This is a genomic window from Paraburkholderia sp. SIMBA_054, from assembly GCF_046534875.1.
Classification (GTDB): Bacteria; Pseudomonadota; Gammaproteobacteria; order Burkholderiales; family Burkholderiaceae; genus Paraburkholderia; species Paraburkholderia hospita.
Genome location: NZ_JAWRXV010000039.1, coordinates 60818 through 73686, shown reverse-complemented (window position 1 = coordinate 73686; position 12869 = coordinate 60818). Strand labels below are relative to the sequence as shown.

The following is a 12869-nucleotide window of genomic DNA, read 5'->3' as shown; positions in this document are numbered from 1 at the left end:
ATGAGCGCGAAGAAGCGTGCGCTGTTCCTGGATCGCGATGGGGTGATCAATGTCGATATTGGTTATCTGCATCGCAAGGAAGATTGTGTTTTCTTGCCGGGGATTTTTGAGCTGGTGCGTCGCGCGCGCCGCGCAGGGTTTGATGTGTTCGTCGTGACGAACCAGGCGGGGATTGCTCGTGGGTATTACACCGAGGAGACGTTTGCCGGGTTCACCGACTGGATGATGGGTCAGTTCGCGGATGAGGGGGCGCCGATTACGCAGGTTTATTACTGTCCGCACCATCCGGATGCTGGAGTCCGCAGCTACAGGATTTCATGCGAGTGCAGGAAGCCGCAGCCGGGGATGTTGCTCAGAGCTGCGGCAGAACATGGCATTGACCTCGCGGCCTCTGCGATGGTCGGTGATTCGGTCACCGACATGGAGGCTGCAAAGGCGGCCGGTATAAGGTATCGATTTCTTATCGGCGAAGCGCGTCAAACTTCCGATCACGACGACTACTTGCCCATCGTCGAATTAAGCGAAGTGGCGACCCGTCTTCACTGGCTGTAAAGATAGTTGGATTACTGAACTGCGAAGTTTAAGCGCGGCGCAAGTGCGACGCGACAAGGGGTTACGATGAAATGCAGCGTTTGCGGCGGCGAGAGTTTTAGTTCCAAGACTGTTCTGTGGGGCGAACTCGTCAATGATTGGCAATTGTCGAGCGCCGAGGCGGCTTATGTGAACCGCCAACAGGGAGAGACATGTAACGGCTGTGGCGCTAACCTGCGCTCGATCGCGCTTTCCAACGCCCTTCGCGCGGCGATGGGTACCGACTCGCTACTGAACGATTTGCCAACGCTCACGCAAGGCCGGAACGTCGCGATTCTGGAGATCAACGAGGCGGGTAGTCTTAGCCCAGTGCTGCGCAATTTTCCCGGCTATGTATTCGGTGCCTATCCAGAGGTCGACATGCACGCGATGCCATATGCCGACGCCTCGTTCGATATCGTTGTGCATTCAGACACCCTCGAACATGTGGAAAATCCCGTGCACGCGCTGGCTGAATGTCGACGCGTGCTGAAGCCGGGCGGTGCGCTGTGTATGACGGTGCCCGTCATCGTTGGCCGAATGACCCGAAACCGGCAAGGACTGAAGCACAGCTACCATGGTAATCCGGCGACTTCCGGATACGACTTCGTCGTGCAAAGCGAGTTTGGTGCGGACGCCTGGACGTATCTGATGGAAGCCGGATTCGATAACGTAAAAATCTTCGCAGTTGAATATCCGGCTGCGACCGCGTTTCTCGCGCAGAAAAATTGATTGTTCGGGCTTTGCCGTGATGCGCGATGTGATGAGGCGACGGGACACGTTGCCTTATCGAATTCGAGGCATATGGGCGTTCGTTTTTTGGAAGCTTCAAACCAGACGAGTGTAATGGAAGCGCCTAGGCTGCCTATGGCGATCGTGGAAAAATCGGTCCTATTTCGCAGCGTCGGCTTGCTATGGTGGCGGCGCTAACCATGTTGGTGACGCTGATTCCGGTGCGGGGTGTGCCCGTTCAATCCCCAGTCGACCTGTTCTATCACCAAACCGGATTTGCTCGGTCTCATTACCCGAGCATTATATAATCGCGTTTTGTGGCGACTGGTGAGATTTGCACGTTTTTTGCTTCCTGCCATATGGGCAATGGCTTCGGCATACGGAACATGCAGCGGTTCGTGCTGCGATACGCAACACAATTCATCATCGCGCTCGATCGTGGTGGTGAACGAAACGACTCTTGCATGCCAGGCATGCGGTAAGCACAAAGGGGCTTTGATGAAAGCAGTCATTCTTGCCGGCGGGCTTGGCACCCGCATTTCGGAGGACACGATCAATCGACCGAAGCCGATGATCGAGATCGGAGGCAAGCCGATCCTGTGGCACATTATGAAAATTTATTCGACGTACGGGATTAACGATTTCGTGATCTGCTGCGGTTATAAGGGCTACGTCATCAAAGAGTACTTTGCGAACTATTTTCTGCACTTGTCGGATGTGACATTCGACATGAGTTCCAATTCGATGGAAGTTCACCAGCGCTATGCGGAGCCGTGGCGCGTGACACTTATCGATACCGGCGATAACACAATGACGGGCGGCCGACTGCGCCGTGTGCGCGATTTCGTCAAGGACGAAGAGACGTTCTGTTTCACTTATGGCGATGGCGTTAGCGACATCAACATCGCGAATCTTATCGAGCATCATAAACGCAGTCGGACACTCGCGACGTTGACGGCCACGTACCCGCCCGGCCGCTTTGGCGCGCTCGACATTCGTGACCAGAAGGTGCATTCGTTCCGTGAAAAGCCCAAAGGCGATGGCGGAATGATCAACGGTGGCTTCTTCGTCCTTTCTCCGAAAGTCATCGACCTAATTGAGGATGATTCGACGGTCTGGGAACAGGGACCGTTGGAAAAACTGGCGAGCGACAACGAATTGTCGGCCTATGAACACAGCGGCTTCTGGCAGCCGATGGACACGCTACGCGACAAAAATCTGCTCGAGTCGCTCTGGCAGAGCGGGAAGGCACCTTGGAAAACCTGGTCATGACTGCGTCTTTCTGGCGCGGCAAACGCGTCTTCCTGACCGGTCATACCGGTTTTAAGGGCGGGTGGCTCACGCTGTGGCTGCAATCGATGGGCGCTCACGTGACAGGTTATGCGCTCGCACCGGACTCGGAGCCAAATTTGTACACGTGCGCGCGTATCGGCGAGGACATGGATTCGCTGATCGGCGATATTCGCGATGCTGCTGGTTTGCATCATGCATTGAAGGATAGCGCCGCTGAGATCGTGATTCATATGGCTGCACAGCCGCTTGTTCGTCAATCGTACGTTACACCCGTCGAAACGTACGAAACGAACGTGATGGGCACCGTCAACCTGCTTGAAGCCATTCGGCAGTCCGACAAGGTCCGCGCGACCGTGATTGTGACCACGGATAAGTGCTACGAGAATCGTGAATGGGAGTGGGGCTACCGCGAAAACGAAGCGATGGGGGGATACGACCCATATAGCAGCAGTAAGGCCTGTGCAGAACTGGTCACTTCGGCTTATCGCAACTCGTTCTTCAACCCCGCCCAGTTTGAGCGACATCGCGTGGCTATTGGGAGTGCGCGCGCGGGCAACGTGATCGGTGGCGGGGACTGGGCTGCCGACAGACTCATTCCGGATATTATTCGCGCCATCCGTCGAGGCGAGCCCGTTAAGGTGCGCAGTCCGCACGCGGTTCGGCCTTGGCAGCATGTACTCGAGCCATTGGCGGGATACCTGTTGCTGGCGGAGCGTTTGTTCGTCGACGGGCCGCGATTTGATGGCGCATGGAATTTCGGGCCATTCGATTCCGACGCCCGCCCCGTCGAGTTCATTGTTGATGAGTTGGTGCGACATTGGGGCGACGGTGCGAGCTGGACGCTCGACACCGATTTGCACCCGCACGAGGCAACCTACCTGAAGCTGGACTGTTCAAAGGCGCGCACCCGTCTGGGCTGGCAGCCCCGCTGGAACCTCAGTCTTGCACTCGAACACATTGTTAGCTGGTACAAGTCGGAAGCGCGCGCGGAAGACATGCGCGCTTATTCTCTCAGTCAGATTGACCGCTTCGTACAGCATTGAAAGATAGAGATTATGGATAAAGATCAGATTCGCCAACAAATCATCACCCTCGTGCGCCAATACGGTGAACTGGCAAGCGTTCCCGCTGCGTTCGAGCCGGGAAGCTCGGTTGTGCCGCCGTCGGGCAAGGTCGTCGGCGCGCACGAAATGGAACTGATGGTCGAGGCGTCGCTGGATGCCTGGCTAACGACAGGTCGATTCAACGAAGAGTTTGAGCGGCGTCTTGCCAAATACATCGGCGTCGATTTCCTTTTGACGGTCAACTCGGGTTCGTCCGCGAACCTCGTCGCGTTCTCGGCGTTGACGTCTTCGAAGCTAGGCGATCGGGCGATCAAGAAGGGCGACGAAGTGATCGGCGTTGCCGCAGGTTTCCCGACCACCGTGAACCCGATCATTCAATTCGGCGCGATACCCGTGTTCGTCGATGTCGAACTCGGCACGTACAACATCGACGCGACCAAGATCGAAGCGGCCATCTCGCCGAAGACGAAAGCGATCATGCTCGCCCATACGCTCGGCAACCCGTACAACCTCGAAGTGATCACGGCGCTGTGCAAGAAGTACAACCTGTGGCTGATCGAGGATTGCTGTGATGCGCTTGGATCGACCTACAACGGCCAACGCGTCGGCACGTTCGGCGACATTGGCACGCTGAGCTTCTATCCGGCACATCACATCACGATGGGCGAAGGCGGCGCGGTATTCACGAATAATCCTGAGCTGAAGGTGATCGCCGAGTCGTTCCGCGATTGGGGGCGCGACTGCTACTGCGCACCGGGCAAGGATAATACCTGCGGCAAGCGCTTCTGCTGGAAGTTGGGGAGTCTTCCCGAAGGCTACGACCACAAGTACACCTATTCGCACCTGGGCTACAACCTCAAGATCACCGACATGCAAGCGGCGTGTGGTCTCGCGCAGATGGAGCGGCTTGACGGGTTCGTGCAGGCTCGCAAGGACAATTTCCAGTTCCTGCACCAGCGTTTGCAGTCGTGCAGTGAGTTCCTTATTCTGCCGCACGCGACACCCAATTCCGACCCTTCCTGGTTCGGCTTCCCTGTCACGCTGAAGGAAAACGCCGGCGTGCGTCGCGTGGATCTGCTCGGCTATCTCGATCAAAACAAGGTTGGCACGCGCCTGTTGTTTGCCGGCAACCTTACGCGGCAGCCGTACATGATCGGGCGCGAGTACCGCGTCAGCGGATCGCTCGAGAATACCGACATCGTCATGAATCAGACGTTCTGGATCGGCGTTTATCCGGGCTTGAGCGAGGCAATGCTCGAGCACGCCGCATCGACGATCGAAACGTTCCTCGGCGTCAACTTCTAAGTCCTCGTATGCGCCCGGCGTTTCCACAGGAGGATCTTGATCGCATCGTCGCCGAAACCGGCGACCTGTGGCGCGATTTGCGCGGCAGCCGCTGGTTCATCACGGGCGGGACGGGTTTCATCGGATCGTGGCTTCTCGAGTCCATTCACCATGCAAACCTGAGTGTGGGCGCGAATATCGAGGCCGTTGTCCTCAGTCGTTCGGTGCAGAAGGCAGTCGATGCTGCGCCGCACCTCTTCACGTCTGGGGATATCTCGTTCGTAGAGGGCGATGTCACCAGCTTCGATATGAATGTAGGCGCGCTGGACGTGTGCATTCATGCTGCGACCGACGTCGCGGACCCCGTTCGAGCGGCTGATTACGCGCGCATTTTCGATGTCGGCGTGACAGGGACTCGGCGCGTTCTGGACACCGCGCAAAAAAACAGCGCGAGCCGCTTCTTGTTGACGTCCAGTGGTGCTGTCTATGGTCCTCAGCCGGCTGATCTCGAGCGTATTCCGGAGTCGTACAACGGAGCGCCTGACCCGCTCGACTATCGTACTGCCTATGGACAGGGAAAGCGAGCGTCCGAGTGGTTAGCGGCGAGTTACAGCGAGCGTTACGCGATGAACGTTTCCATCGCGCGCATTTTTGCGTTAATCGGGCCTGGGTTGCCGCTCGATGGCCCGTTCGCTGCAGGCAATTTTATTCGCGATGCTTGTCGTGGCAACCGCATTCAGGTTCGTGACGGTCGACCGTTTCGAAGCTACCTGTACGCTGTGGACGCATGTATCTGGCTCTTGCGGATCATGCAGGACGGCGCGAATCAAGGCGCATATAACGTCGGGGCCGAGCGTGCTGTTTCGATTGCACAACTGGCGCGGATGATTGAACAAGCAAGCGACCTCGATCAGTGCTCCACCGAAGCTGACGCCCAGGTGCCGGACGCACATCCGTCGAGATACATTCCAGATACGTCCAAAGCGCGTCGCGAACTCGGGCTTGTCGAGCGCACATCTCTCGAAAGCGGTTTGAGTAGCACAATCAACTGGAGCCGTATGGCGGCCATGCTATGAAGCAATTTGATCCCATCCGCATCCGCAAGACCATCCTCCAGATGGCGTACAGCGGCTCTACAGTTCACATCGGTTGTGCGTTCTCGATCGTCGAACTTCTCGCCGTGCTCTATCGGAATCACCTGCACCTTGATCGCAATAACCCGGACTGGCCGGCGCGCGATTACATGGTGTTGAGCAAGGGGCACGGCGTGATGGCGCAGTACGCCTGTCTCAACGAACTCGGGTGGATCTCAGATGACGAGCTTGCGTGCTATTTTGGAAATGGCACGCGTCTCAAAGGTCTCGCGGATGTGCACGTCCCCGGTGTCGAAGTCACGTCAGGCACCTTGGGGCATGGTTTATCAGTGGGCGTTGGTCTTGCCCTGGCCGCCAAACGGAATCGCACCGACCAACTCTGCTACGCGCTCGTCGGCGACGGCGAACTGAATGAAGGCACGATTTGGGAGGCGGCGCTATTCGCGCGTCAGTTCAAGCTTGATAACCTGATCGTGATCATCGATGTCAACGGCTTCCAGGCAATGGGCCGTACGGATGAAGTCATGGCACTGGACGATATCAGCGCCAAGTTCGACGCTTTCGGGTTCGAGACGATATCGATCGATGGTCACGATGAAGAAGCGATCGACGCTGCCTATAACCAGTTTCGCCACGCGAAGAACGGCAGACCTAAGGCCATCGTTGCACGCACCATAAAGGGCAAAGGCGTGTCCTTTATGGAAAACGACAACGTGTGGCACTACACCCGGCTCAATGCCGAGACATTCGCTTTGGCGACTTCCGAACTAAAAGGCAAGGAATGAGAGCAGCTTTTTCAGACGCACTCGTTGCGCTTGCACAGCGTGATCCGAAGGTTCTGCTGTTGACGGGAGACCATGGCTACGCGCTATTCGATCCCTTTATCAGGGCATGTCCGGATCAGTATTTGAACTGCGGTATTGCCGAGCAGAACATGGTTGGCGTGGCTGCGGGTCTTGCAAGGGCAGGCTATCGTCCATTTGTCTATGGACTCAGTGCGTTCGTACCGATTCGGGTACTGGAGCAGATCAAGATCGATATCTGCTACGAGAATCTGCCTGTTACCCTGGTAGGGGACGGTGCGGGGCTCGTATATGCACAACTCGGAACCAGCCATCAGTCGACAGAAGACATCGCCGCGCTTAGAGCGGTGCCGGGTATCAGCATTTACTCACCAGCAGATCGGTTCGAACTCACGGCCTGCATGAACAGGGCTTACGAAGAGCGTTTGCCCGCGTACTTGCGCATGGGCAAAGCCGATCTTGGTGATGTTCACCCGTCGCTCGCCGACGCAGGTTCTGCCGTCGAACTCTTCCGCGTCGGGACGCAGCGAGCGCCATATCTATTTCTCGGCACAGGTTCAGGTGTCAAACTTGCCGAGCAGGTAGCGAAAATTGTCGGCAACGCCGACGTCGTATCGTGTCCGCGCCTGAAGCCATTTCCCACCGAGCCCCTTCTCGCGCTGGCGCGCGAACGCGCGGGTATTGTGACTTTCGAAGAACACGCAATCGACGGCGGCCTGGGTAGCATCGTCGCTGAGCGTTTGCTCGGATCATACGGCGGCCGCTTTCTGCGCATAGGTATCGATGACCGGTTTAGCACGGAATGTGGCAATTACGCGTTCCTGATGAAATGGCACGGGTTGACGCCGGAGGCCGTTGCGGATCGCGTGAAGAAGGTTCTTGATGGCGCTACCTGACGCGAACCGTCGAGCCGTCAATGCCCGCCAGGTGACGTTAGCGATGCGGCTCCTCAACCCGATAATCGGACTTGTGCTTCGGCACATGCAACTGATCCGCTTTCTGATTGTCGGCGGTATCAATACGCTGTTTGGTTATTCGGTCTTCTTCGTTCTGACGTGGATGGGCCTGCATTATCCGCTGGCTATCGCCTTGGCCACGATTGCTGGCGTCACCTTCAATTTCCAGAGTGTCGGCAGGCTGGTTTTTGGAGGTGCACCTCGCTCGCGATTCTGGCGCTTTGTTGGAGTGTACTGTCTGATCTACCTGCTGAATCTGGGTGGCGTACGGGCGTTGCTGGAGATCGGTGCCAACGTTTACGTCGCCAATGCGATTGTGTTGTTGCCACTGAGTTTGTTGGCGTTCCTATTGAATCGCCGTTTGGTATTTTCTAACTTATGAAACATATTACGGTTGTCACGCCCTGCTATAACGAAGAAGAAAATGTCGAGGGCATTCACGAAGAGGTGCGTCGGATATTCGCGTCTATTCCGACCGTCACGTATGACCACCTTTTCATTGACAACTGCTCGACCGATTCGACGGTCAGCAAGTTGCGTGCGATAGCCGCCAAAGACGAGTCGGTGAGCGTCATCGTTAATGCGCGCAACTTCGGCCATATCCGTTCGCCGATGCATGGCCTTCTCCAGGCTCGTGGCGACGCGGTGATCTTGCTGGTCGCTGACTTCCAGGATCCGCCCGAACTGATCGTTACTTTCGTTGAAAAATGGCTGGCAGGGGCGCCGATTGTCGTCGGTGTCAAACCGGAGGCGAAAGAGTCCGCCGTGTTCTTCGCATTGCGTCGCGCGTACTACAGAATGGTCACGCGTATTGCCAACGTCCGACTTATTCAAAACTTTACTGGTTTTGGGCTTTATGACCGCAAGGTGATCGAGATTCTGCGCAAGATCGATGATCCTTATCCGTATTTCCGAGGACTGATCTGCGAAATCGGGTTTGAGGTGGTGCAGATTCCCTATGTCCAACCTCGGCGCAAACGGGGCATTTCGAAGAATAATTTCTACACGCTCTTCGATATCGCGATGCTGGGCATCACGTCGCACTCCAAGGTGCCGTTGCGGCTCGCGACGATCGCAGGGTTCGCGATGGGGACGCTCAGCCTGCTGGTGTCGATTGCGTATCTCATTCTGAAATTGCTGTTCTGGAACAAGTTCACTTTCGGTAGTGCACCATTGCTGATTGGTTTGTTCTTTTTCGCGTCCGTGCAGTTGTTCTTTACTGGCTTGCTGGGCGAATACGTCGGTGCAATCCTCACGTACGTGATGAAGCGGCCGCTCGTGATCGAGCGGGAGCGGATCGGGGGCGTCATCCCAACCGCTGAAGAACGCGACGTGCCGCAATGCGAGAGACAGGGCGAAGCGAACTAGCTTGGACTGCATATCTCCGGCATACAACCGCCGCGCGAGCGGCTGGCGTTTCGGTAGACGCGGCGTGATTTCCGGGGCTGGGTGTCAGTGCAGGAAGCTGCGGTCAGTTTGAGTAAATCTATCGGTGACATTTGCACCAAAACATGTAAAGGTGTCCGATGAAATTGGCGTTGCAGCGAGCAGAGGTGAGTAGTAGCGCCGAGCGTAGGCAATCGTTGGCGTGGTTTCTCCAAGCTGCTTTGTTAGCCATCCTGTTTCTTTTCGTAGACGCTTGCGTTCTCAAGTTTATTTTTCCAGGATATCTCGATCCATTTTGGCCGCATCACTCTGATTATTACCTCCCTGCGGCGATTGCCTATTCGCCGGCTAGTATTTGGGACTTGTTGACTTATCCGCGTCCAGTCGGTCAGATATTTTTTTGGGTGATCGGGCACTTGAGGACGCGCGGTGCCATGGTCGCCGTGCTTTGTGTAGTGGCGGCGAACTTCGCTCTGCTGCTCATGGTGGTAAAGCGCGTCTTTCGAATCTCGTTTGATTTCAGACTGATTCTGAGTGCGACACTTTTCGCATTTCTGCTGGCCGTACATCCCTATCAGTATCAGTTCTCGACTTGGGACGCATTTACTCAGCTCTCGCTTCTGCTTCTGCTGCTCAGTTTGTTTTCGATGATAGGGGCGACACCTTGGTGGGTTTCCGGTCTACTCGTTTTGTTAGCCTTTCTTGCGAAAGAGACGTTCATCGTCTCGGCGGGATTTCTAGCGTTTGTCTGGTGGGTCTCGAACAGGTGTAGGTTGAGATACGTCAGGCCCATGGTGATTATCGGTATTGCAGGAGTATTGGCGATTCTCGCTGAACATTTTGCATCCTCTCCGTTCACTAGTGGTGGTCAGGTTGGCGGGCCTTATCAGATTGTGGTGAGTGTCGAGTCGATTTCGCATGAATGGATGCGATACGCGGCAGAAGGGATGAACGCGTTGAGTCTTGCTGTTGTCCTGTTGACCGCGATTGCTTTGGGCGTTTTTCGCGGAATCAAGAGCAACGAACTGTTGTGGGCCGTTGCGCTGCCGGTCGCGGGGACGCTCGCGTGGTTGCCAAACTCGTTGCTTCCGTACCACCACTTCGAAGCGTATTCCTTCAGCGGTGCTTATCTAATCTATCTCCCCGTCACATTTCTGGCGCTATTGCTGGCGGGGTGGCTGCGGATTGCGTGTGCGTTCGTCATTGCTGCTGTGGCGACCGGCAGCCCTTTGTTTTCGGCAAAGGCATTTGCAGACCAGAATTGGATTGTGATGAACCAAGCCCGTCAAAAATTGTTTCTCCGTACGTTTGGTGGCCTCATTAAGACGCTGCCAGGGAACGGGAAAACGGTCTTGGTGTCGGGCATGAGTTTTCCCTACTCGATGTTTTCCTATCGATACGCCGTGCGTTCTTTAAGCATGCCGACAGGTACTCATTTTGTTGTGGTGCAATATGACAACAAACCTGTCGAATCCATCACGAAGAAGCTGAATGGAGCCCAAGATAAGGTCGTGAGATTCATCAGCCCAAGCGAAGTCGACAAGGAAACATTCGACGAAGCATGGCTCTTCCGCGACAATGGTGGTCTTGTCGTCAGGATGAGGAATCTCTCAACGCGTCCCCACTGGAGCGAGGGCGGTATTACGGACCTAGACGTTCTCAAGTATCCGCTGCTTGCGGACTCGTTTGGTCCACCGCATCAAAAGCGAGCAAATTCCGAGAGCGGGCCAGACGGATACGCCTATTTGTCGTGCGGCGTTCATATGATCGACTACAACAATCTGGTGCTAGCCGGGACTTGTCTGGAAAAGGCGGTCTCTATGCTGCCCGATAATCCTTATAGCTCGTATTGGCTTGGCGTTGCGTTCGAAAAGCAGGGAAAAGTGAATTTGGCTCGCGAAGCCTACCAAAATTCTATCAGGGTACAGGCGAACTCGCCAAATCCTGCCTTCCAGCAGGCATTGGATCGATTGCACTAACCTTTACGTCGGCACAATACCCGAAGCTCGGTAACGGACAAACGAATGGCAAGAAATACGTTAGCTTCTGTCAAAACGCTATCTAAAGACAGAATGGCGGTGACGAAGCATAACTCAAGCGCGCGCATTTCGACCATCGGCACGTTGGGGGTCTTGGCGACCTACGCGATAGTGATCTGGCTTCGTTTTCGATCATGGGCGCCACAACTGTTTTATGGTGACGACCTGTTCAACTATATGTTGTACCACGGCGATCGTTTTCAAAGTAAATGGGCAGACTTGTTCTTTTCGGAAAGCGGGCAGAAATTTCGTTTCGTATTCAGTAGTTTGATGCACGTGGAGATTGCGCTCTTCGGGAAGAGTACCGCCGCATACTTCATTGTCAACGTCGCTATTCATGCCGCAAGTAGCACTGTGCTGGCGGTGTTGATGTATAGGTGTTGCGAAAACTGGTTTGTGGCGTTCATTCTCGGTGTGATTGCAGCGACATCTCACCTTGGATTGTATGAGGTCACGCAGGCGACCGGCCAAGTGGAGTCACTTGGGCTGTTTTTCTGCACGCTCACGATGTTGTCCGTTTTCGAGTGGAATGTCGCTGGCAAGAAGGATGCTTCGTCACAACGCGCGTATAAATGGTCCGCACTGCTGTGGGCGTTTTTAGCTTTTAATTCGCATGAACGCTATACGTTCTATTGCCATGGCTAGGATTGTTCTTTGTTAGCGGTAAGCAGGCAGGGGCGTGGAAAGAGCGACTCATATTTATTGGAATATGCCTTCTGCTTGTCGACACGAATTTCCTGATCAAGCGGTTGGTGTTCCATTCAAATTTTTTTCAGGGAACGGGCGGTCAGCCGCTTGGTGTCAACTTTGGGTCAATCGGCGCGTTGTCATCGGAGGCGTTCTTATCGGTGATCGGTGTTAATCACGGACCACAATACCTTACAGGCGCCGAGTGGTCGGACTTTTCGATGCTCGTCAAGATAATGACGATGCTGTTCACCGGGACGTGCCTATTGTTGATCACAACGGGTATGGTGAGGCGGCGGAAAGTAGCATGTTCCGAGGCGGCGCCTGCTGGGTGGAGTTTGTACTGTGCTGCGTTGATTGTTTTACTGCTGCTACCCGCCGTACTCACGATCCGCATGGAGCAGCGATGGGAATTGGGGCCGTTTTTCCTTTTTCTGACGATGGTAGCCTGTGGATTCGGCGTTTTACACGATCAGGGAAATCGGCTGCTCGCAACGTATGCGTTTTCGCTGATTGCCGCAGGCTCAGTTGTGATTGAATCGCGCATCTCTCGATCGTTCGATGAGGTTGCCTATCTGTCCGTCGACCGTTTTGCCAGCGAAGTGAAGCATACTTTGGTGGACCCGCAGGGTGCTTTGCGAGATGGAGAAATTGTAATTGTCGCCGATCCGGGATACTGCGTTGGAACTTTGCTCGACGGAGGATTCTTTCTTGTGTACGGCGGTAACTATCGACCTGTCTCATGTGCGAAAGATATCGCGCAGGCCCGCCTGGAAGCCTGTCGCTCTGGTGCGAGGCTGTTCAATTGGACGGCGTCCAAGACCTTAGTCGAATTGCGCAACGCTTGCGACGCAAATCAATAAGATCATTGATGTGCCGCCCTTCGGCTTGCAACCGCGGTTTTGGGGGGTTGCCAACGTCACTTTGCACGACAACGCCTTAAACAATCGGAGGGTGTTCT

General features: G+C 55.2%; 13 protein-coding genes. All 13 read left to right on the top strand.

Annotation, left to right across the window (positions count from 1 at the left end; translation table 11 throughout):
- Positions 1-552, top strand: coding sequence for a D-glycero-beta-D-manno-heptose 1,7-bisphosphate 7-phosphatase (gene gmhB / locus SB822_RS36155; RefSeq protein ID WP_410856803.1), 552 nt, complete (start codon positions 1-3; stop codon positions 550-552).
- 66 nt (positions 553-618) lie between these two features.
- Positions 619-1302 carry a class I SAM-dependent methyltransferase gene (locus SB822_RS36150; protein ID WP_410856802.1) on the top strand — a complete coding sequence of 228 codons (684 nt, stop codon included), beginning with the start codon at positions 619-621 and terminating at the stop codon, positions 1300-1302.
- Positions 1303-1800: 498 nt separating this feature from the next.
- Complete coding sequence (rfbF, locus tag SB822_RS36145; protein ID WP_410856801.1) at positions 1801-2574, top strand: glucose-1-phosphate cytidylyltransferase; 774 nt, start codon at positions 1801-1803, stop codon at positions 2572-2574.
- The gene (rfbG, locus tag SB822_RS36140; protein WP_410856826.1) at positions 2571-3638 is read left to right on the top strand and encodes a CDP-glucose 4,6-dehydratase; all 1068 of its coding nucleotides are present in this window, start codon (positions 2571-2573) and stop codon (positions 3636-3638) included. The genes rfbF and rfbG overlap by 4 nt, the downstream gene beginning before the upstream one ends.
- 12 nt (positions 3639-3650) lie before the next feature.
- A complete protein-coding gene (gene rfbH / locus SB822_RS36135) occupies positions 3651-4964 on the top strand; it encodes a lipopolysaccharide biosynthesis protein RfbH (protein ID WP_410856800.1) in 1314 nt (437 codons plus the stop codon).
- A gap of 8 nt (positions 4965-4972) precedes the next feature.
- Positions 4973-6019 (top strand): NAD-dependent epimerase/dehydratase family protein, encoded by a 1047-nt coding sequence (locus SB822_RS36130; RefSeq protein WP_410856799.1) that lies wholly within the window; start codon positions 4973-4975, stop codon positions 6017-6019.
- Positions 6016-6822: a transketolase gene (locus SB822_RS36125; RefSeq protein ID WP_410856798.1), complete on the top strand. Its 807-nt coding sequence runs from the start codon at positions 6016-6018 to the stop codon at positions 6820-6822. Before SB822_RS36130 ends, SB822_RS36125 begins: the two co-directional genes overlap by 4 nt.
- Positions 6819-7736, top strand: a complete 918-nt coding sequence (locus tag SB822_RS36120; RefSeq protein WP_410856797.1) for a transketolase family protein — start codon at positions 6819-6821, stop codon at positions 7734-7736. The genes SB822_RS36125 and SB822_RS36120 overlap by 4 nt, the downstream gene beginning before the upstream one ends.
- Entirely contained in the window at positions 7723-8178 is a 456-nt protein-coding gene (locus SB822_RS36115; protein WP_244144583.1) for a GtrA family protein, read from the top strand. Before SB822_RS36120 ends, SB822_RS36115 begins: the two co-directional genes overlap by 14 nt.
- Positions 8175-9164, top strand: a complete 990-nt coding sequence (locus tag SB822_RS36110) for a glycosyltransferase family 2 protein (RefSeq protein WP_410856796.1) — start codon at positions 8175-8177, stop codon at positions 9162-9164. Before SB822_RS36115 ends, SB822_RS36110 begins: the two co-directional genes overlap by 4 nt.
- Positions 9165-9322: 158 nt before the next feature.
- On the top strand, positions 9323-11161 hold the full coding sequence (locus tag SB822_RS36105) for a tetratricopeptide repeat protein (protein ID WP_410856795.1): 1839 nt from the start codon (positions 9323-9325) through the stop codon (positions 11159-11161).
- A gap of 45 nt (positions 11162-11206) precedes the next feature.
- Positions 11207-11866 carry a hypothetical protein gene (locus tag SB822_RS36100; protein WP_410856794.1) on the top strand — a complete coding sequence of 220 codons (660 nt, stop codon included), beginning with the start codon at positions 11207-11209 and terminating at the stop codon, positions 11864-11866.
- A gap of 2 nt (positions 11867-11868) precedes the next feature.
- Positions 11869-12771: a hypothetical protein gene (locus tag SB822_RS36095; RefSeq protein WP_410856793.1), complete on the top strand. Its 903-nt coding sequence runs from the start codon at positions 11869-11871 to the stop codon at positions 12769-12771.
- The last annotated feature ends 98 nt before the right edge of the window (positions 12772-12869 follow it).